15 protein-coding genes and 1 pseudogene are annotated in these 21,222 nt (G+C 70.3%); 9 read left to right on the top strand and 7 right to left on the bottom strand.

The genetic code is table 11. The annotated features are described in order from the left end of the window. Window positions 1–16: 16 nt before the first annotated feature. Entirely contained in the window at window positions 17–1,219 is a 1,203-nt protein-coding gene (locus tag ACFOGJ_RS07115) for a M20 aminoacylase family protein (protein ID WP_379899152.1), read from the bottom strand. Between the two features lie 69 nt (window positions 1,220–1,288). Here ACFOGJ_RS07115 and ACFOGJ_RS07110 point away from each other — a divergent pair, with 69 nt between their 5' ends. Then, complete coding sequence (locus ACFOGJ_RS07110; RefSeq protein WP_379899151.1) at window positions 1,289–2,179, top strand: thermonuclease family protein; 891 nt, start codon at window positions 1,289–1,291, stop codon at window positions 2,177–2,179. Continuing rightward, entirely contained in the window at window positions 2,176–3,768 is a 1,593-nt protein-coding gene (locus tag ACFOGJ_RS07105) for a M48 family metalloprotease (RefSeq protein WP_379899150.1), read from the top strand. Before ACFOGJ_RS07110 ends, ACFOGJ_RS07105 begins: the two co-directional genes overlap by 4 nt. Window positions 3,769–3,788: 20 nt before the next feature. Here ACFOGJ_RS07105 and ACFOGJ_RS07100 read toward each other — a convergent pair whose 3' ends face one another. From ACFOGJ_RS07100 to ACFOGJ_RS07075, 6 genes and pseudogenes are all read right to left on the bottom strand, one after another. Beyond that, window positions 3,789–4,673, bottom strand: coding sequence for an RNA polymerase factor sigma-32 (locus ACFOGJ_RS07100; protein ID WP_379899149.1), 885 nt, complete (start codon window positions 4,671–4,673; stop codon window positions 3,789–3,791). A gap of 141 nt (window positions 4,674–4,814) precedes the next feature. Continuing rightward, a complete protein-coding gene (locus ACFOGJ_RS07095) occupies window positions 4,815–5,642 on the bottom strand; it encodes a hypothetical protein (RefSeq protein ID WP_379899148.1) in 828 nt (275 codons plus the stop codon). 230 nt (window positions 5,643–5,872) lie between these two features. Then, window positions 5,873–6,349 (bottom strand): annotated as a pseudogene (locus ACFOGJ_RS07090) (CarD family transcriptional regulator); the annotation flags it as partial. A 1,855-nt stretch (window positions 6,350–8,204) separates the two neighbouring features. Beyond that, window positions 8,205–8,543 carry a ferredoxin FdxA gene (gene fdxA, locus ACFOGJ_RS07085; protein WP_379899147.1) on the bottom strand — a complete coding sequence of 113 codons (339 nt, stop codon included), beginning with the start codon at window positions 8,541–8,543 and terminating at the stop codon, window positions 8,205–8,207. 222 nt (window positions 8,544–8,765) lie between these two features. Next, on the bottom strand, window positions 8,766–9,125 hold the full coding sequence (locus ACFOGJ_RS07080) for an RNA-binding S4 domain-containing protein (RefSeq protein WP_379899146.1): 360 nt from the start codon (window positions 9,123–9,125) through the stop codon (window positions 8,766–8,768). Next, window positions 9,122–11,887: a helicase-related protein gene (locus ACFOGJ_RS07075; protein WP_379899145.1), complete on the bottom strand. Its 2,766-nt coding sequence runs from the start codon at window positions 11,885–11,887 to the stop codon at window positions 9,122–9,124. The genes ACFOGJ_RS07080 and ACFOGJ_RS07075 overlap by 4 nt, the downstream gene beginning before the upstream one ends. A gap of 203 nt (window positions 11,888–12,090) precedes the next feature. Between ACFOGJ_RS07075 and scpA the strand changes: the two genes are divergently transcribed. The 7 genes from scpA to ACFOGJ_RS07040 all read left to right on the top strand — a co-directional run bounded on the left by scpA (window position 12,091) and on the right by ACFOGJ_RS07040 (window position 20,976). Further along, window positions 12,091–14,247 (top strand): methylmalonyl-CoA mutase, encoded by a 2,157-nt coding sequence (gene scpA / locus ACFOGJ_RS07070; protein WP_379899144.1) that lies wholly within the window; start codon window positions 12,091–12,093, stop codon window positions 14,245–14,247. A gap of 40 nt (window positions 14,248–14,287) precedes the next feature. Continuing rightward, window positions 14,288–14,701, top strand: a complete 414-nt coding sequence (locus tag ACFOGJ_RS07065) for an MAPEG family protein (RefSeq protein ID WP_379899143.1) — start codon at window positions 14,288–14,290, stop codon at window positions 14,699–14,701. Window positions 14,702–14,729: 28 nt separating this feature from the next. Continuing rightward, window positions 14,730–17,603 carry a PAS domain S-box protein gene (locus ACFOGJ_RS07060; protein ID WP_379899142.1) on the top strand — a complete coding sequence of 958 codons (2,874 nt, stop codon included), beginning with the start codon at window positions 14,730–14,732 and terminating at the stop codon, window positions 17,601–17,603. 128 nt (window positions 17,604–17,731) lie between these two features. Beyond that, complete coding sequence (locus ACFOGJ_RS07055; protein ID WP_379899141.1) at window positions 17,732–18,691, top strand: cyclase family protein; 960 nt, start codon at window positions 17,732–17,734, stop codon at window positions 18,689–18,691. A gap of 104 nt (window positions 18,692–18,795) precedes the next feature. After that, the gene (gene meaB, locus ACFOGJ_RS07050; RefSeq protein WP_379899140.1) at window positions 18,796–19,845 is read left to right on the top strand and encodes a methylmalonyl Co-A mutase-associated GTPase MeaB; all 1,050 of its coding nucleotides are present in this window, start codon (window positions 18,796–18,798) and stop codon (window positions 19,843–19,845) included. 230 nt (window positions 19,846–20,075) lie between these two features. Beyond that, window positions 20,076–20,372, top strand: coding sequence for a 50S ribosomal protein L28 (rpmB, locus tag ACFOGJ_RS07045; protein ID WP_379899139.1), 297 nt, complete (start codon window positions 20,076–20,078; stop codon window positions 20,370–20,372). A gap of 40 nt (window positions 20,373–20,412) precedes the next feature. Continuing rightward, window positions 20,413–20,976: a VUT family protein gene (locus ACFOGJ_RS07040; RefSeq protein WP_379899137.1), complete on the top strand. Its 564-nt coding sequence runs from the start codon at window positions 20,413–20,415 to the stop codon at window positions 20,974–20,976. The last annotated feature ends 246 nt before the right edge of the window (window positions 20,977–21,222 follow it).

The following is a 21,222-nucleotide window of genomic DNA, read 5'->3' as shown; positions in this document are numbered from 1 at the left end:
CGGCTTGCGGCCCCGGCTACTCGGCCGCCTCGCGGCTCGCCTCGCTCAACGGCAGGGCGGTCTGCGCCAGATGCACCCAGTAGGTGGCGCCATAGGCGATGACGTCGTCGTTGAAGTCGTAGCCGGGGTTGTGAACCATGCAGCTGCCTTCGCCCGCGCCGTTGCCGGCCCAGATGTAGCAGCCCGGCTTCGCCTGCAGCATGAAGGCGAAATCCTCCGACCCCATCAGCGGCGCCGGGTTGGTGTTCACCCGCTCCGCCCCGGCGACACGGGTCAGCACGTCGGCACAGAGCTGGGCCTCCGCCTCGCTGTTGATGGTGGAGGGATAGCGCCGCTCGTAGGTCACCTCCACCGTCGCGCCGAAGGCGGCGGCGACGCTCTCGGCCGTGCGGCGGATATTCGCCTCGATCATGTCCTGCACCGCCGGGTCGAAATAGCGCGCGCAGCCGGCGATGAACACTTCGTTGGGAATGACGTTGTAGTTCGCCCCGGCATGGATCTGGGTGATGCTCAGCACCGCCGATTTGATCGGGTCCACGTTCCGCGAGACGATCGCCTGCAGCGCGGTGACGATGTGGGAGGCGACCACGATCGGGTCGACGGTGTGGTGCGGGATCGCGGCATGGCCGCCATTGCCGGTCACCCGGATCTCCAGCATGTCGAAGCCGGCCATCATCGGGCCGGGCTTGACGCAGAAATGGCCGACCGGATGGCCCGGCATGTTGTGCATGCCGAACACCGATTCCACCGGGAACTTCTCGAACAGCCCGTCCTCGATCATCACCCGGGCGCCGCCCTCGTTCTCCTCCGCCGGCTGGAAGATGAAGTGGACGATGCCGTCGAAGTCCGGCTTCTCCGCCAGATGCTTCGCCGCGCCCAGCAGCATGGTGGTATGCCCGTCATGGCCGCAGGCATGCATCTTGCCGTCGATGGTGGAGCGGTGGTCGAACTTGTTCTTTTCCTGCAGGTCCAGCGCGTCCATGTCGGCGCGCAGGCCGATCGCCCGGTTGCCGCCGCCGGAGCGCAGGGTGCCCACCACGCCGGTGCGGCCCAGGCCGCGATGCACCTCGATGCCGAAGCTCTCCAGCTTCGCCGCCACCAGCTCGGAGGTGCGCTTTTCCTCGAAGGCGGTCTCCGGATGGGCGTGTATGTCGCGGCGGATCGCTTGCAATTCCTCGCGCCACGACGAAATGCGCTTGTACACCGGATCGTTTTCCATCCTGACCTCCTGATCGCTGGCGCGGCATCAGCAAACGCCGCGGGCCGTCCGTTGCGGATACTAAGCCAGATGTTGCCAGCCGCCGCCAGAGCCACCCGTCCCCGATTTCGGATCTGCGCTCTTCTTCGGGCGGCCGTCCTGGGTGCCCTCGCCGCCTGTGGCACCGCCCTGCCCGCCGCAGCCAACGACAGCGCCACGGCCCCGGCGGAGGATGCCGCCCTGCAGCAGGCCGCACCGCTGGCCGCGCTGGAACCCGGTGCGGTGCTGCGGCTGGCCGACGGAACCGCGCTGCGGCTCGCCTTCCTGCGGCTGCCCGACGTGATGACCGACCTTCCGGCCTCCGGCGACGGTGCCGCGATCGAGGTCGAGGCCTGGCGGGAGCGTGCGGCAACCGCCCTGCGCGACATGCTGGGCGGTGCGCCGGTCCGTTTCCGCGCGCTGGCCGCCGCGCCTGACCGCTACGGTGCCCTGCCCGCGATGGTGCTGGCCGCCGACGGCACACCGGTGCAGGAAGCACTGCTGTCGCGCGGCCTGGCACGGCTCGACCTGGCGGGATTGGCCGCGCCGGAGGCGGAAACCCTGCGCGCCGCGGAGGCGCAGGCCCGCATGCGACATCTGGGCCTCTGGAACGCCACCCCCTATCGGGTCCGCGCGCTGGCGGAGCTGTGGGACTGGGTCGGCACCTACCAGGTGGCGGTCGGGCGGGTGCACAGCGCGGCACGGGTCGGCGATAAATTTTTTGTCAATTTCGGGCCTGAGTACGACAGCGACGTCACGGTGTTGTTCAAGGGCCCCGTGGCGCGCCGGTTCCGCGATGAGGTCGCAGCCGGGCGGCGCCTGGAAGGCTGTCCCGTCCTGGTGCGGGGCTGGATCGAGTTCTGGAACGGTCCCCTGGTAGCGGCGAGCATGCCCGCCCAGGTGGAACCGCTGGAGAGTTGCGAAGGAGAGGCGGAGCGATGAGCGGCGCAGGAGCGGTGGAGTCCGTGAACGGAACGACAGGCGGCACCGGACCGGGAGACGGCAGGCCGTCCGGTCCGAGGGGGGCCGCGGCGCGCGGGCGTCGCCGGCCGCTGGCCGTGGCGGTCCTGGCGCTGTCGCTGCTTGGCGGGACCGCCCTGCCGGCCGCTCTGGCGCCGCCGGCCCAGGCCCTGGGCGAGGAGGATGACGGCTGGCTGCCGAACCTGATCTCGCCGGAGCAGGAGGCGCAGATCGGCGCGCAGCAGCACGACCAGATCGTCGCCCAGTATGGCGGCGTCTACGACGATCGGGGGCTGGGCGCCTATGTGGCGGAGATCGGCAGCCGCCTGGCCGCCGCGTCCGGCACCGGCGCGGACAGCTACACCTTCACCGTCCTGGATTCGCCGATCATCAACGCCTTCGCCCTGCCCGGCGGCTATGTCTACGTGACCCGCGGGCTGATGGCGCTCGCCAACAACGAGGCGGAACTGGCCGGCGTCATCGCGCACGAGATGGGCCATGTCATCGCCCGCCACGGCACCGAGCGGATGAGCCGGGGCATGATTGCCGAACTCGGCACCGCGATCCTGGGCTCGGTCTTCGACAGTCCGATCGCCGGCGGCCTGGCGCAGACCGGCGCCGGGCTCTGGCTGTCCGGCTATTCCCGCGACCAGGAGCGCGAGGCCGACAGCCTGGGCCTCGACTATATGCGCCGCGCCGGCTATCCGCCGATCGCCGTCGGCGCCTTCCTGGGCACGATGGGCCAGATGGAGGACCTGCAGAAGAAGCTGGGCAAGGGCGGCGGCGGCTTCGCGCTCATGGCCACCCATCCGCAGAACGCGGAGCGGGTGGAAGCTGCGGTGGCCCAGGCCGGCGGCAATACCGATGCCGCCTGGCAGGGCCGGCTGGGCTTCGGGCGGACCGCCTACCTGAACAGGATCGACGGCATGATCTATGGCGACGGCCCGAAGCAGGGCTATGTGCGCGGCAACCGCTTCGAGCATCCGGAACTGCGCATCGCCTTCGACGTGCCGGACGGTTATGGCCTGACCAATACGCCGGAAGCGGTTCTGATCAAGGGCCCCGGCAATGCGCAGGGCGTTTTCGACTCCGATCCCCGCAGCAATCCGACCCCCGCCGGCGGCGACCCGCTGATCTATATCCGCGACGTCTGGGCGCCGCAGCAGCAGGTGAAAGGACTGGAGCGGGTGGAGGTCAACGGCCAGCCGGGTGCGACCGGCCTGGTGGATCTGCGCAGCCGGTCCGGCGCGCAGACGGTCCGGCTGGTGGCGATCCGCGCCAACGGCGCCTTCTACCGCTTCCAGTTCAGCGCGCCCTACAACCAGGCGGGCGCCGTGGATCCGGCGTTCGAGCGGATCGCACGCAGCTTCCGCATCCTCTCCGCCGCGGAAGCCAGGCGCATCGAGCCTCTGCGCCTGCGGGTGGTGCCGGTCCAGGCCGGCGATACCTCCGCCAGCCTGGCTGCGCAATCGGCGCTGGACGCGCCGAAAACCGACCGCTTCCGGGTCCTGAACGGGCTGCGCGCGGGCGAGGAGATCGCGCCCGGGGAACGTGTGAAGACGGTGCTGTAGTTAGGCCGCCGGGCGGGCGCTCAGAACTCCAGGCGCTCGTCCGGCGCCAGTCCGGCCCGTCGGCCGATCTCGGCGCGTAGCTTGCTCATCGCGTTCTGTTCGATCTGACGCACCCGCTCCTTGCTGATGCCCAGCACCTGGCCCAGGCTTTCCAGGGTCACACCTTCTTCCGCCAGGCGGCGTTCGGCGATGATCATCCGCTCCCGCGGGGTCAGGCCCTCCAGCGCCGCCTCGAGCCAGCGCGCGCGGGTGACCGCGTCCCGCATCTCCAGCACCGTCTGCTCCGGCGTGGCACGGTCGTCGGCCAGCACGTCCTGCCATTCGTTCTCGCCATCCTCGCCGATCGGCCGGTTCAGCGACTGGTCGGCGCCCGACAGCCGCAGATCCATGCGTTCCACATCGGCTTCGCGGATGCCCAGATGCTCGGCCACCCGCCGCCGGCCGTCGGGCGGCATCGGGCCGTCCTGCACCTCGCCGATCTGGCTGCGCAGGCGGCGAAGATTGAAGAACAGGGTCTTCTGCGCCGCCGTCGTGCCGGTGCGCACGATCGACCAGTTGCGCAGGATGAAGTCCTGGATCGCCGCCCGGACCCACCAGCCGGCATAGGTGGAGAAGCGGACCTCGCGCTCCGGGTCAAAGCGCTCAGCCGCCTGCATCAGCCCGACGACCCCCTCCTGCACCAGGTCGGAGAGCGCCAGCCCGTAGTGGCGGTAGCGGCCCGCCACCGCGATCACCAGCCGGGTATAGGCGGTGATCAGTTCGTGCAGCGCGGCCTCGTCGCCATCGCGGCGCCAGGCCAGGGCGAGGGCCTGTTCCCGCTCCGCGCTCAGGAGCGGGGCATGCATCGCCTTGCGGATGAACCGCCTGTCGGCATTGAGGGAAAGGTCGTTCGCTGTCGCGGACATGGTCGGTCCTCCCGCTTGCCTGCCCGGCGGCGCAAGGCCGCACCGCCTGAAACGGATACGCGCGAGAGGCCGTCCTGGATCAGCGGGCGGGAAGGATGGACGAGGGCGAAGGAAAGGCGACGGCGCAGGAACGACCGGCGCTCAGCCGTGCAGCAGCTCCAGGCGGCTGCCATCGGCTGCGAAACAGGCCGCGGCCAGCGGGCCGCCGAAGCCGCAGCCCTCGTCGAGGGTCACGGCATAGGGGGTGCCGGGGCGCGCCTCCTCCGCGCCGCCTGCCGTGCGGCCCTCCGGGCTGCGCCGGAAGCCGCGGACCACGAGGCCGAAATCGTCGAACGGCTGGTCCATCCGGTCGAAATAGCCGGATCCCCACCAGAAGGTGTCGCCCTGCTCGGTCAGGGGCCGGCTGGGATCCACGCCGGCGCTGACGAACAGCATGCGGCGGTCCGCGGTATAGGCGGCGCGGCGGATGCCGTTCAGAAGCTCGTCATGGCCTGCATGCGCACGCAGCGCCTCCCGCGCGTCGCGGGTCCAGCGGCTGGTGGCGACCACCCCTTCCTGGAAGGCGCTGCGGGCCGTGTTGGCGGACAGGCGGTAACCTGCCAGGGTGCCGCCGATGCCATGCGCCAGCATCCAGGACAGCACGTCGCCGGGCGAGGAGGCGAACTGGATCTGCAGCAGCTTGCGCCACATCTCCTCCTGCTGGCCGCGCAGGTAGACGATGTCCTCCGCCTCCGCCCCGGGCAGGCAGAGGAATTCGCGGCGGAAGGTCAGCAGTTCGTCCAGCACGCCGGGCACGTCGGGGCCATGCCCGAGGAAATTGCCCAGATAGACCAGCCGGTCGCCGGCTTCGAGCCGGTCGGCCATGGCGCCATGCAGGGCGGACAGGCGGCCGGCCTCGCCATGGATCGAGGCGACGGCCCAGACCCGCCGACCGTGACGCAGAATCCCGAAGACCGACTCGTCGCTCATCGACCGCCGCTCATGCCGTGGAACCATGCAGCGACACGGTAGCCCGCGGACCGCTGCAGGACGGGCCTGTAGCAGTGCCGGCACCGCGCTGACAAGGGGATCGAAAGGCGGACACGAACGGCGGCGCCGGGCCCGCCGGTTGCCGGCTGGCGCCCGGTGGCCAGGCGCATGACCCGGCCGGCCCGCGCAAATTCGGTCCGCGAACCGGCAGGGTCATGATGCCGGAAAGGTCAGGCCGCCAGCACTTCCTCGAGCCGCCGGGTCGCCTGCTCCTCGTCGATCCGCTCGATGGCGGCGAGTTCGCGGGCCAGGCGGTCCAGCGCCGCCTCGTAGATCTGGCGCTCGGAATAGGACTGGTCGGGCTGCCCGGCATTGCGGTGCAGGTCGCGCACGACCTCGGCAATCGACACCGGATCGCCGGAATTGATCTTCGCTTCGTATTCCTGCGCGCGGCGGCTCCACATGGTGCGCTTCACCCGCGCCCGGCCCTTCAGCGTCTCCATCGCCGTCTTCATCTTCTGCGGCGAGGACAGCTTGCGGATGCCGACGCTGTCCACCTTGGTCAGCGGCACGCGCAGGGTCATCTTGTCCTTCTCGAACTCGATGACCATCAGCCGCAGGTGGTGGCCGGAAATCTCCTGCACCTCGATCGCCAGGATGCGGCCGACGCCATGGGTCGGATAGACGATATAGTCGTCCGGTGCGAAATCCGTGCTGTCGTCGGTATCGTTGGCCGGCCGCGCCGCCTTGCGCGCCTCGGCTTCCGAACGGGCATTGGCGGCCTTGGCGAGATCCTCGGTCCGGCGTGCCGTGGCCCGCGCGGGCACGATCATCGCCTTCGCGGCGCCCTTGCGGTTCGCGCCTGCCTGGGAGTCGTTGGCCGGCGCCGCCGCGACGGCGACCTTCGCCTTGGGCTTTGCGGCGGCCTTCCTGGCTTCGCTCTTTTTCGGCGCCGTCTTCTGGGCAGCCGTCTTCTCGGCAACCGTCTTCTCGGCAGCCTGGGCCGGAGCCGCCGCCTCCGTCGCCTTCTGGGCGGTCTTGCTGCTGGTCTTCGACTTCGCGGCAGGCGCTGCGGCGCTGCGCGTTTTCACATCTTCCATTTTTTCTACGCTACCTGTGGTCGCGGCCTTTGCAGCCGCCATTCTGTTTCGTCCGGCTTCGCCCTTGCCCGCGGCCGATTTCGGCGTTGCGGCAGGCTTGGCCCCTGCAGCCTTGCGCGACGACGCCGGCACGCCGCCCTCTGTCTTGCTCTTGGCCGCCGCGGCGGCCGAACCGGAAGTCTTTCCACCCTTAAGCCCCTGCCCCGCGGCCGCCATCCGGTCGCTTACGGACCGGGCGGCAGCCTGCGCGACGGGGGCCCTTGCGGCTTTTTTCGCCGCTGCCTTGCCTGCGGCCGCCGGCGCCGAGGCGGACTTACCCGATGCGGGCTTTCCGACTGCGGGCTTTGCGGCTGCGGGCTTCGTTGTCTTCGTCGTCTTCGTCGTCGCCTTCACCTGCTGCGGGGCGGCACGGCCTGCAGCTGCCGCCTTCCGGCCGGCCGGCTGCTTCGACTTCGGCGCTCCGGCCGCGGCCTTGCGCGCGGCCGGAGCCCGCGCCGGCGCCTTGCCGGAATCGCCCTTGGCAACCGATGTAATCTTTGCCGCCGATCGGCTCTTGCCCGCAGCCGATTTACCGGCTACTGAACCGCCCGTCGCGGCCTTGGCGGGCCGCGCCGCGGCGGCTGACTTGCCACTGCCGGACCTGGTCTTGGCGGCGGTTGCCTTGGCCGTACCGGCCTTGGCTGCACTGGCCTTGGCTGCACTGGCCTTGGCTGGAGCGACTTTGGCGGGCGCAGCGGCCGACTTGCCTGCTGGCGCCTTGCCGGCCGGCGCCTTGCCGGTGGTTTTGGCGGCCAGCTTGCCGGCGGCAGCGGCGCTTGCGCGGCGCTGCACACCGGACGGCGTGGCACCCTTCGCGGGACGCCGGGCAGGCTGGCGATTCTTGGAGCGATGCTTGCCGGTCGAGGGACCGGCACCTTCCTCGCTGACTTCGGCCGCCGCAGCGGCCCCGTGAGCAACAGAAGAAGACTGCATGGTGCTAACGCTTCCTGGTCTGGTAGTGACCCGCCTTCACAAGGCGGGACCGGCCCGCAGCGCACAACAACGCCCTATCGGCGAAACGATGAACTCGCACACCGCACGATAGGCCGCATTCGTCGTCGACAGACGCGCCGCCGCGCACCGAACCCGTGTCAGGGATTTCCGCAGCGCAGGATGATCAAATCCTCACGGCGTTTCCGGTAGCCGCCAAATTATCACAGTTCGGCTGGAAAAATCAAACATTTCCGGGACATAGGGCAGGTCACCGGAATTTCAATATGCAGTGGTATGGCTTCGTTGCAGCGCAGGGTTTCGCGCTCGTCTGGGCGCGCGGACGCCCCGGCCAACGCGACGCACGTCATTCATGCGGCACGGAAATCCGCGCTGCGCGCACCGGCAATGTGACACCGGGGGCAATGTGACACCGGGGCCGCGAGGGCCCCGGCGCTGATGACGGAGAGGCGGTGCCGGCCCTGCAGCCGGCTCAGCTGCCTTCGCCCGGCTGCTCGCTGAAGAACTTCTCGTATTTGCCTTCGACCCCCTTGTACTCCTCCGCATCGGCCGGCTCCTCGCCCTTGCGGGTGATGTTCGGCCATTTCGCGGAATAGTCGCGGTTCAGGTCGAGCCACTTCTCGGCCTCGCCCTCGGTATCGGGCAGGATCGCCTCAGCCGGGCATTCCGGCTCGCAGACGCCGCAATCGATGCATTCGTCGGGATGGATGACCAGCATATTCTCGCCCTCGTAGAAGCAATCCACGGGGCAGACCTCGACGCAGTCCTGGTATTTGCACTTGATGCAGGCCTCGGTCACGACGTAGGTCATGTTTCCTGTTCTCCGTCATCCAACTGCCGGCGCGACGCGGCGCAACGCCGCCTGGCACGCCGCCGGCACGCCAGGTATCCCCCGGTCATCTGTTTGACGCGCCCGGACGGGACCGGCTTCGGCAGGTCCCCGACGGGCGCGCGGCGATAGCCGCGCCGCGCTGCCGGCAGGACGGCGGCGGTCGCGGCGCGATAGCCCCACATAGCAGGCGGAACCGGCAAGTCAATCCTCCAGCCGCGCCCCTCCGGCGACGACGGGCTGCCCGGCCGCCGGCACATCCTCGTAGGCCAGCGCCGCATCCGGCGCCGAGCCCCGGCGCAGCGGCAGCTGCAGGATGCGCACCACGCGGATCTGCCGCCCCTGGGGAAAGGTCAGCACGTCGCCCGGGCGGACCAGCGCGTGGGTCTTCTCCACCACCTGGCTGTTGATCCGCACCCGGCGCCCCTCGATCAGGGCCTGTGCCTTGCCGCGGGTCCGGACGAAACGGGCGAAGACCAGGAACTTGTCCAGGCGCAGCCCGTCGCGCCCCTCGGCCGCCGGCCCCGGCATGGCGCCGGGCACCGCCTCGGCATGGGCGCTCACGGCTGCTTCGCCTGGCGCGACCGGCCGCGCCGGCGGCCCCTGCTGGCGGGCTTGCCCTCCGCCCCGCGTCCGGACCCGGCATCGCGCTTCGCGCCCGGCGCCGGCCGGCCGGCCAGCACGAGCTGCTGCAGCGGCGCGAAGGGGGAGGCGGCATGCACTGCCTGCCGCCGCGTCTCGTCCGCCTTGCGACGGCGCGGCGCCTCCGTCTTGCCGCGCTTGTACCGTCGCTGGTAGCGCAGCTGCCCGTCCTCGCCCCGACTCGGCTTGTAGCCCAGGCCCGCGAGCACATGGCCCAGGTCATCCGGGCTGCATCCCATCAGCGACATCAGGCCCGGATCCGCCGGCACCGGCCCCTCGCGCGCCAGTGCGCGGGTAGCATCGGCGACCCGGTCCAGCATGTCGAACCGCACCGCACGGTCGCCGAACACCATGAAGCCGGCGGCCAGCCACCAGCCTTCCGCCGGCGGTGCGGTCCCGGATGCCGCCAGATGGTCCCGCACGCTGAGCGATGTCAGGCCGGCGCGCGGCGCCGGCGGCAGCGGCGAGAGGCCGGCATGGACCGCGAACAGGCAGCATTTCAGCTGCGTCGGCGCCGGCTTCAGGAGCTGCGGCATGAAGGCCCCCGATTCGCCGATCCGGATCCCCTGCCGCCGCAGCAGGCGGCGGTCGTCGCGGCCGATGTCGCGGGACAGGTCCTGCATCTCGCTGCGGGGCACCGTGCCCAGCCGTTCCGACAACCTGAAGGCGAGCCCCCGGGCCGGCCCGGAAAGCCCCGCTGGCAGGCCGTCCGGCAGCCGCAGGAGCGGCGCCAGGACCTGCGCCACATGCCCATCCAGCCAGGCGGCGAGGCGGGCGGCCGCACGCTCGCGCGCCGGCCCGTCGAGTGCCTCGTGGGCCAGCAGGCGGATGCCGGGCCGCAGCATCGTGCTGCCGGCCACCAGCTGGCCGGCCGGCGCGGCATGGCCGTCCTCCTCCCACAGGATGCGACCGGTCGCGGTGTCGAGGCTCAGCGCCGCATCCGCCGCCTTTTCCAGAATCGCGGCGCGGCGCTTCAGCGCGCCGTGCAGCACCCGCCGCGCCGCCGACTGCACGGTCCGCGCCTCGCTGCCCGCCGGCGGCCGCTCCGTCTGCCCGGAATCGGCCTGGAACTGCAGTCCGGCGATGCGGCCGACGAACTCGCCCTCCACCGTCACCTCGCCATTGTTGCGCACCACCGCCTCCAGGTCCGCGCCCTCGCGCAGGCGGCGCATCAGTACGGAGGTGCGGCGGTCGACGAAGCGCTGGGTCAGCCGCTCGTGCAGGGCGTCAGACAGGCGGTCCTCGATCGCCCGCGCGCGCTCCTGCCAATGCGCGGCGTCGGCCAGCCATTCGCGACGGTGGGAGACATAGGTCCAGGTGCGGATATGGGCGATGCGCATCGCCAGGGTGTCGATATCTCCGTCGGTCCGGTCCAGCCGGTCGATGCTGCGTGCCACCCAGTCGACCGGCAGCACCTCTTCCTGCCCGGCCAGGTGCAGGTAGAGCCGCTTCAGCAGCCGGGCATGGGCCTCCGGCATGGTCTTGCGGAAATCCGGAACGCCGCAGACCTCCCACAGGAGCCGCACCCGGGCGGGCGAGTGGGTCAGGTCCGCCACCGCCGCATCCTGCGACAGGGTGCGCAGGGTGCGGTCGTCGTCGCTTTCCCGCCCGCGCTGCAGGCGGTCGTGCGGCGGCGGCCGGTCGAGGCTCTCCCGCAGGGCGGCCAGGCTGCGGAAGTCGAGCCCCGGATTGCGCCAGCGCGCCCGGCGCAGCATGTCGAAATTGTGCAATTCCACCCGCTCGATCAGCTCCGGCTCCAGCGGGCCCATGTCGGCGGTGGTGCCGAAGCTGCCGTCGCGCATGTGGCGGCCGGCGCGGCCGGCGACCTGTGCCACCTCCGCCGGCTGCAGGAACCGCATCTGTTCGCCGTCGAACTTGCGCATGCCGGCGAAGGCGACATGGTCGATATCCATGTTCAGGCCCATGCCGATCGCGTCGGTGGCCACCAGGTAGTCGACATCGCGGTTCTGGTAGAGCGCGACCTGGGCATTGCGGGTGCGCGGGCTGAGCGCCCCCAGCACCACTGCAGCCCCGCCGCGCTGCCGGCGCACCAGTTCCGCCAGCGCATAGACGTCGGCGGCGGAAAAGGCGACGATCGCGCTGCGCGGCGGCAGGCGCGACAGCTTCTTCTGCCCGGCATAGGACAGGGTCGACAGCCGCCGCCGGCTCATGAACTGCGCGCCCGGCACAAGCGCGCGGATCAGCCCGCGTGCGGAATCGGCGCCCAGAAACAGGGTCTCCTCGCGGCCCCGGGCGCGCAGCAGGCGGTCGGTGAAGACATGGCCGCGCTCCGGATCGGCGCAGAGCTGGATCTCGTCGACCGCCAGGAAGTCGGTCGACAGGTCGCGCGGCATCGCCTCCACCGTGCAGACATACCAGCGCGGATTGGCCGGGCGGATCTTCTCCTCGCCGGTGATCAGGGCCACCGAGGCGGGCCCCTTCTCCGCCACCACCCGGTCATAGACCTCCCGCGCCAGCAGCCGCAGCGGCAGGCCGATCATGCCGCTGGCATGGCCCAGCATCCGGCTGATCGCGTAGTGCGTCTTGCCGGTATTGGTCGGCCCCAGTACCGCGGTCACCCGGCCGCCGACGACCCGGTCCGCGACCTGCGGCGATGCCTGTTCAGACGCCGCGTCCGGCGGCATCGCATTGGCGCTGTCGGACGGATAACCGGGATTCCACAAGACCGCGTCCCCCAGGGGAATGGACCAGGGCCTCGCGCCATAAGGCGGCAGCGGGGCTGTCACGATGATCTTGGTGAACCGCGGCAGGTTGCAAGGGCTGCAGGCGAAGCCCGCGGAATCGCGGCCCGCACGCGGTTTGACCTGCCCAGACCCCCGCCACATACTCCGAGATCCCTGGAATCGGTGAGTGCGGATGGATCGCCATGGCGGCGGATAATGGAAGACCTACCCTGGACGAATGGGCGGAGCTGGCCCGGCAGGAGCTGAAGGGCAAGCCGCTGGAGGCGCTGACCTGGAACACGCCGGAAGGCATCGCGATAAAGCCGCTCTATACCGCCGCCGACCTGGAGGGGCTGGAGGCATCCGACAGCCTGCCCGGTTTCGCGCCCTTCATGCGCGGGGTGCGCGGCACGATGTACGCCAACCGCCCCTGGACGATCCGCCAATATGCCGGCTTCTCCACCGCGGAGGAGAGCAACGCCTTCTACCGCCGCAACCTGGCGGCGGGCCAGATGGGCCTGTCGGTGGCCTTCGACCTGGCCACCCACCGCGGCTATGACAGCGACCATCCGCGGGTTTCCGGCGATGTCGGCATGGCCGGCGTGGCGATCGATTCCGTCGAGGACATGAAGATCCTGTTCGACGGCATCCCGCTGGACAAGATGTCGGTCTCCATGACCATGAACGGCGCCGTGCTGCCGACCCTGGCGAGTTATATCGTCGCCGCGGAGGAGCAGGGGGTGTCGCCGGAGAAGCTGTCCGGCACGATCCAGAACGACATCCTCAAGGAGTTCATGGTCCGGAACACCTATATCTACCCGCCCGGACCCTCGATGCGGATCGTCGCCGACATCATCGGCTATACCGCCAGCCACATGCCGCGCTTCAACTCGATCTCGATCTCCGGCTACCACATGCAGGAGGCCGGGGCGACGGCGGTGCAGGAACTGGCCTTCACCCTGGCGGACGGCCGCGAATATGTCCGCGCGGCGATGGATGCCGGGCTGGACGTCGACGCCTTCGCCGGCCGGCTGTCCTTCTTCTTCGCGATCGGCATGAACTTCTTCATGGAGGTGGCGAAGCTGCGCGCCGCGCGCCTGCTCTGGCATCGCGTGATGACCGAGACCGGCGCGAAGAAGCCCGGCTCGAAGATGCTGCGCACCCATTGCCAGACCTCCGGCGTCTCCCTGACCGAGCAGGACCCCTACAACAACGTCGTCCGCACCGCCTTCGAGGCGATGGCCGCGGTCCTGGGCGGCACGCAGAGCCTGCACACAAATGCCCTGGACGAGGCGATCGCCCTGCCCAGCGAGTTCTCCGCCCGCATCGCCCGCAACACCCAGCTGATCCTGGCGGAGGAGACCGGGGTGACGAAGGTGATCGACCCGCTGGGCGGCAGCTATTATGTCGAGGCGCTGACCCATTCCCTGGCGGAGGCGGCCTGGGCCCTGATGGAGGAGGTCGAGGGCCTGGGCGGCATGACCAAGGCCGTGGAATCCGGCATGCCGAAGCTGCGCATCGAGGAGGCGGCCGCCCGCCGCCAGGCCCGGGTGGACCGCGGCGAGGATGTCGTCGTCGGCATCAACAGGTACGCCACGCCGGAGGACAATTCGCCGGAGATCCTGGAGGTCGACAATACCCGGGTCCGCGAACAGCAGATCGCCCGCCTGAAGCAGGTCCGCGAGAGCCGCGACGAGGCCGCCTGCAAGGCGGCGCTGGCAAAGCTGACCGAAGGCGCGCAGGGCGATGCCAACCTGCTGGAGCTCTGCGTCGATGCCGCCCGCGCCCGCGCCACGGTGGGCGAGATCTCCGACGCCATGGAGCAGGTGTTCGGCCGCTACCAGGCCACGATCCGCTCGATCTCCGGCGTCTACGGCCAGGCCTATGAGGGCGATGACGACTATCAGCGCATCCAGCGCGCGGTAGAGGGGTTCGCCGCCGAGGAGGGCCGCCGGCCGCGCATGCTGGTGGTCAAGATGGGCCAGGACGGCCATGACCGCGGCGCCAAGGTGATCGCCACCGCCTTTGCCGATATCGGCTTCGACGTCGATGTCGGGCCGCTGTTCCAGACCCCGGAAGAGGCCGCCCGCCAGGCGGTGGAGAACGACGTCCACGTGATCGGCGTCTCTTCCCAGGCGGCCGGGCACAAGACCCTGATCCCGGCGATGATCGCCGCCCTGAAGGCGGAGGGCGCGGAGGATGTCATCGTGGTCGCCGGCGGCGTGATCCCGTCGCGGGACTACGAGATGCTGCGCCAAGCCGGCGTGGCGGCGATCTTCGGCCCCGGTACCAACATCCCGAAGGCGGCGGAGAAGATCCTGCACCTGATCCGCGGGGAGAAGGCGGAGGCCGCCGAGTAGGCCCGGCCGGGCACGGGACAGGCCGGAGGACCGGCGGGCAATGGCGGTCTCCGCCGTCGTGGACGCGGCGGTCTATGCCGGCCTGCTCGCGCTTCTCTATCTGGTGCTGTCGGTCCGGCTGGTGCGCGCCAGGGTCGCCCATCGTGCACGCCGTACCGCCGCGACCCAGGCGGCGCTGGAGCGCGCCGATGCGGCCGCCACCGACTTCGCCGGCAGCGTGCCGCTGGCCCTGATCGTCCTGGCCCTGTGCGACCTGATGGCGGTCAGCCCCTATGTCGTCCATGTCCTCGGCCTCGGGCTGTTGGCGGCGCGCCTGATCCATGCCGTCGATGTCAGCCGGCGCGGGCCCGCCTCCACCGGTGCCTTCGCCGGCATCACCCTGACCTGGCTGGTGATCCTGGGCGCCGCCGCGCTGCTGCTGCTGCGTTGCCTGCAATACCTCGTCATCGGCTAGAGCCGCGGCCGTGTGAGGTGACGCGACAATGACGGACCGCGACGCCCTCCCGCGCTTCATCCCCGCCCCGCTGCCGCCCGACGAGGCGCAGCGGCTGCGCAGCCTGCATACGATGCAGGTCCTGGACACGCCGCCGGAGCCATGCTTCGACCGGGTTGCGGCCCTGGTGCAGCGGGCCTTCGGCACGCCGATCGCCCTGATCTCCCTGATCGACGAGTACCGGCAATGGTTCAAGGCCTGCGCCGGCACCGACCTGAAGCAGATCGACCGCAACCATGCGGTCTGTGCCTATACCATCCGGCAGGCCGATGTCCTGGTCGTCCCGGACGCCCTGCAGGACCAGCGCTTCGCGGCCAATCCGTTCGTGCGGGCCAGCGGCGCCCGCTTCTATGCCGGCGCGCCCCTGGTCGCGCCCGACGGCCAGCGGCTGGGCACGGTCTGCGCCATCGACATGAGGCCGCGCCACGATATTACCGACGAACAGACGACCCTCCTGCAGGACTATGCCGCCCTGGTCGTGGAACAGATGCAGCTGCGCATCGTGGCCCGCACCGCCGATACCGAGCGCCGCAGCCGGGAAACGACGGAACATCGCCTTGCCGAGACGGAGGAGCGCATGCGCCTGTTCGTGGAGCATGCGCCGGCCGCCATCGCCATGCTGGACCGGGAGATGAACTTCATCTCCACCAGCCGCCGCTGGATGGAGGATCTGAACCTGCAGCAGGAGGATGTGACCGGCGGCAACTTCTACGACCTGTTCCCCGACCAGCCGGCGCACTGGCGCGCGCTGCACCAGCGCTGCCTGGCCGGCGAGGTGCTGGAATGCGACGAGGACAGCTATCCGCGCGACGGCCTGCCGACGCAATGGCTGCGCTGGGCGCTGCATCCCTGGCGGGAAGCCGGCGGCGGCATCGGCGGCCTGATCGTCTTCGCGGAGATCATCACCGACCGGAAGCGCACCGCCGAGGCGCTGGAGCGCAACCGCACCTTCATGAAGGCGATCGCCGAGAATGTCAGCGACGGCATCGCCGCCTGCAATGCCGAAGGCCGGGTGATCTTCCGCAACCGCGCCCTGATCGAGATGGCGGGCCTGTCCGCCGACGATGCCCTACCGGGGCCGGAAAGCGGGACCTGGCTGCGGTTGCGCGAGCCGGCATCGGGCCGGCCGCTGGCGCGGACGGAGCATCCGATCCTGCGGGCGCTCGCCGGCGAGCGGATCCAGGATCTGGAGCTGATCCTCGACCGCATGGACGGCAGCCCGCGGACCGTGATCGCCAACGGCCGGCAGATGTGCGACGGCGAGGGCCGCAACCTCGGCGCGGCGGTGACCTTTGCCGACGTGACGGAGGCGCGCCGTGCCGAGGCGCGGCTGCGCGACAGCGAGGCCCGCTTCCGCTCCCTCTACCAGAACACGCCGGTGGCGCTGCACTCCGTCGATCCGGACGGCATGCTGATCAGCGTCTCCAACCGCTGGCTGACTCTGCTGGGCTATACCCGCGAGGAGGTGATCGGCCAGCGGGCGGTGGACTTCATGACGCCGGAATCCCGCCGGGTGGCGCTGGAAGTGGGGATCCCGGAGATCCAGCGGACCGGCGGCGCCCGCAACATGCATTTCCAGTACCTGCGGAAGGACGGCGCCGTGATCGACGTCCTGCTGTCGGCCTTCCTGGAGCGCGACGGGCAGGGCGGCATGGTCCGCTCGATGGTGGCGCTGATCGACATCACCGACCGGCTGCGGATGGAAGGCCAGCTGCTGCAGGCCAGGAAGATGGAGATGGTCGGCCAGATCACCGGCGGCCTGGCGCATGACTTCAACAACATCCTCGCGGTGGTGCTGGGAAACCTGGAGCTGCTGCAATCGTCGATGGACGGCAATCCCGACGCGCAGGAACGGGCCGGGTCCGCGCTGGAAGCGGTGCGCCAGGGCCGCGACCTGACCAACCGGCTGCTCGCCTTCGCCCGCCAGCAGCCCCTCGCCCCCTCGACCATCGACGCCAACGATCTGCTGAACGGCCTCGGCGATCTGCTGCGCAGCACCCTGGGCAACAGGATCGGGCTGGTGTTCGACCTGGCCGCCGGCCTGCCGCCGGTCCGGGTCGATCCGGGCCAGCTTGAATCGGCGCTTCTGAACCTGGCGCTGAACGCGCGCGACGCGATGCCCGAAGGCGGCCGGCTGACGATCGCCACCTCGGTGGCGGTACCGGAGGATCGCGCCGGACTTGCCGGCCTCGACCAGCCGATGGACAGCTTCATCCGCATCACCGTTGCGGATACCGGATCCGGCATCGCGCCGGAGATCCGCGAGACATTGTTCGAGCCTTTCGTCAGCACGAAGCCGGCCGGCAAGGGCAGCGGCCTCGGCCTGTCGATGGTCTACGGCTTCGTGAAGCAGTCGGGCGGGCAGATCCGGGCGGACAGTGCGCCCGATGCCGGCACCCGCATCACCTTCTTCCTGCCCATCGACCGCCAGGGCGCGGCGACCGCGCGCCGCAATGCCGTCGCCGGGACGCCGGCCTCCGGCCGGGGCGAGAAGGTCCTGGTGGTGGAGGACAGCGCCTCGGTCCGCGAGGTCGCCGCGGCGCAGCTGGAGGCGCTGGGCTATCAGGTGCGCCGCGCCGCCTCCGGCCAGGAGGCGCTCGACATGCTGGCGGTCGAGCCGGATATCGCGCTGCTGTTCACCGACATCATGATGCCCGACGGCATCGGCGGCCCCGAGCTTGCCCGCTCGGCCCGCCGGGGACATCGCGGGCTGCGGGTGCTGTTCACCTCCGGTCTTGCCGATCGGACGCAGCTGGAAGCGGCCGGGGTGCCGGTCGGCAGTCCGGTCCTGGCGAAACCCTATGACCGGGAGGCGCTGGCCGCTGCGGTCCGGGGGATCCTGGACAGGGCGCCCCAGGGGTAGCGTGGCGGCGCCATCGCGTGATCACGGGATCGGACGGCTTCGCATTGGTCGCATCACGACCGACTGTGCTAGACATGACGTGTGAAGGAATGCCGGAAGCAACCGGCAATCAAGGGAGGAAAGACCTGATGCGCAAGACCATCGGCATCGTCGGCGTTGCCGCCGCAGCCAGCCTGTTCGCCGCCTCGGCGGTGCTGGCGGACGACCATATCCGCAAGATCGACCCCTCGCCCTACGGGGCCGAGGACGAGGGCGGCGCCGCCGCCCACCTGCTGACGCCCGATGTGGTGAAGCAGGCGGCCGGCCTGATCAAGGAAGGCAAGCTCTACGCGCTGGGCATCGAGACCAATCACATGACCCCGGCCTACCCGCCACGCGGCTGGAAGACCTATGTCGTGCAGCCCGGCCAGCAGGCCGGCGTGGTGCCCTTCCCCAACAACGGCACCTACAACGACGATATCGTCTCCGGCTGGCTGGGCATCGGCTCGCAGATCGACGGGCTGGGCCATGTCGGGGTCGACAATGTCTACTACAACCAGAACCACGCCAAGGACTTCGCCGATGTCAGCGGCCTGAAGAAGCTGGGGGTCGAGAACATCCCGCCGATCGCCACCCGCGGCATCCTGCTGGACATCGCCAAGCAGAAGGGCAAGGAGGTGCTCGACCCCGGCCCCAGCATCACCATGGCGGACTATCAGCAGGCGCTGAAGGATACCGGCCTGGAGATCCGCAAGGGCGACGTGGTGCTGTTCCATACCGGCTGGATGAACATGCTGGAAAAGGACCCGAAGACCTTCGGTTCCGCCGAGCCCGGCGTCGATCCGGCGATCTGCGAGGACCTGGCCGCCAAGGGCGCGGTCGCCGTCGGCGCCGATACCTGGGGCCTGGACGCGATTCCGCCGATGGAAGGCAACGACGTCTTCCCCTGCCACGCCATCCTGCTGGCGCAGCACGGCGTCTATATCCTGGAGAACATGGATACCCGCCAGCTCGCCGCAGACGGCGCCACCGAGTTCTTCTTCACCGTCGGTGCGGGCCGGATCAGCGGCGCGGTGCAGATGATCGTCAATCCGGTCGCCATCCGCTGACCGGTTGAACCGGGTCCGGGGCCCTGCCCCGGACCGTCGTTCCGGGGCCGCATCGCCGATGCGGCCCCTTTTTTCATGCCCTGCCGATCGGCTATACGCAGGCAATGCCTGACACAGCATCCGCCGCCTCGGGCGGTCGCCCCGCCGGCCGTTCGCTTCCCGATACCGAAAGCTTCGCCGCCGCGATCCGCGCCGGCGACCGGCGCATGCTGGCGCGCGCCATCACCCTGGTGGAATCGACCCGGACCGACCATCGCGCCGCGGCGGAAGCACTGCTGGAGGCGCTGCTGCCGGATGCCGGCCGCGCCCTGCGGGTCGGCATCAGCGGGACCCCGGGGGTCGGCAAGTCGACCTTCATCGAGGCGCTTGGCCTGCACCTGGTCGATAGCGGCAAGCGGCTCGCCGTGCTTGCCGTCGATCCCACCTCCGCCCGCAGCGGCGGCTCGATCCTGGGCGACAAGACCCGGATGGAGCAGCTGTCGCGCCGGCCCGAGGCGTTCATCCGCCCCTCCCCCGCCGGCCGCAGCCTGGGCGGCGTGGCCCGCCGCACGCGCGAGGCGCTGCTGCTCTGCGATGCCGCCGGCCATGACGTGGTGCTGGTGGAGACCGTGGGCATCGGCCAGTCGGAAACCGCGGTCGCCGACATGGTGGACCTGTTCATGCTGCTGCTGGCGCCGGGCGGCGGCGACGACCTGCAGGGCATCAAGCGCGGCGTCATGGAGCTGGCGGACCTGATCGTCATCAACAAGGCGGATGGCGACCTGCTGCCGGCAGCGAAGACCGCACAGGCCGACTATCGCTCCGCCCTGGGCCTGATGCGGCCGCGCTTCGCCGCCTGGAAGGCGGAGGTGCTGCTCGCCTCGGCCTTGCGCAGCGAGGGGATCGGCCCGGTCTGGGAGCGGATCGAGGCCTTCCGGCAGGGCCTGACGGACAGCGGCGAATTCGACCGCCAGCGCGCCGACCAGGCCGTCAGCTGGATGTGGCGCGACCTGACCGACACGGTGGTGGAAAGCCTGCAGGCCGATGCCGAGCTGCGCGCCGCGGCGGAACGGCGGGAGCGCGAGGTGCGCGACGGCCGGTCGACGCCGATGGCGGCGGCCCGCAGCCTACTGGAGGCGTTCCTGCGACGGGGACCGGAAGCTGCGCGCCCCTAGCACCCGCCCGTCGCGGACCGGTGCCGTTCCGCTTGACGCCGGCGGGACGGTGCCGTAAACACCCGCCTTCCTGGAATATTGGCCTGTGCCTCGCCTGCACGACAGGTGGGCTGTGCCGGCCGCCGGGACCCACGATGCGGGCTGGCCCCCAGACAGATCCGGACATTCCGGCTGCGGCCGGGCGGCCGCCGCCGGGTGACCGGTGCACGATCGACGGAAAGGAACACGATATGGCACGGCGCTGCGCTGTGACGGGCAAGGGCGTGCAGTCCGGCAACAATGTCAGCCATGCGAACAACAAGACCCGCCGGCGTTTCCTGCCGAACCTGCAGCCCTATACGCTGCAGTCGGAGGCGCTGGGCCGGTCTGTGAAGCTGCGGCTGTCCGCGCATGGCCTGCGCTCGGTGGAGCATGCCGGCGGCCTGGACGCCTGGCTGCTGAAGACCCGCGACGACCGGCTCTCGCCGGAAGCGATGCGGATCAAGCGCCAGATCCGCAAGGCCGGCGCCGCAGCTTCTGCCGCCTGATCGGACGGCCCGGCCACCGTGCCGGGGCGCCGTTGACCGCATGACTGACGACCGGGCCTTCCCCGTGATGCCCCGCATCGGGGTGAGCATCGCCGTCCTGGCGATGATGGCGGCGGTCTATGCCTCCAACCTGCTGGTCGAGATCCCGATCAACGACTGGCTGACCTGGGGCGCCTTCACCTATCCGGTCACCTTCCTGGTGACCGACCTGACCAACCGCCAGTACGGCCCGGCCCGGGCGCGGATGGTGGTCTATGCCGGCTTCGTGCTCGGTGTCGCCCTGTCGGTGGTTGCCGCCGACTGGCGGATCGGCCTTGCCTCCGGCACCGCCTTCCTGGTCGCCCAGCTGGTCGACATCTGGCTGTTCGACCGGCTGCGGCGCAGCGGCTGGTGGCGGGCGCCGCTCGCCTCCTCGGTGCTGGGCTCGACCCTGGACACCGCCCTGTTCTTCAGCCTGGCCTTTGCCGGCACCGGCCTGCCCTGGATCACCTGGGGCGCCGGCGACCTTGGCGTGAAGCTGCTGATGGCCGCGACCCTGCTGGCCCCCTACCGGATGGCGATGGCCTTCCTGGGCTGGAGCTGGTCGCCGCGGCCGGCCGCCTGAGGTCTGCCGCCGCTCCACCACACATCACGGCTTGTCACCCTTGGCATTCGCCCTGTCCCGGGGGGCATCCTCGCCCTTGCGGCCTACCGCATTCACCCATCTCGGCGGCGGCCACTGAGCGGACACTCATACGCCGGCGCCGTTCTACCTCGTTGCCGTCGCCATCGGCCCCCGAGCCTACGGCATTCACATATCTCGTCAGCGGAGATCAGCCCTGCGGTCCTACCTATTTGCCGCATCCTCGGC

The sequence above is a fragment of the Marinibaculum pumilum genome (assembly GCF_042646425.1).
GTDB classification, from domain to species: domain Bacteria; phylum Pseudomonadota; class Alphaproteobacteria; order Ferrovibrionales; family Ferrovibrionaceae; genus Marinibaculum; species Marinibaculum pumilum.
Note: the sequence above shows the minus strand (reverse complement) of the source record. Positions and strands in the feature narration are given on the sequence as shown.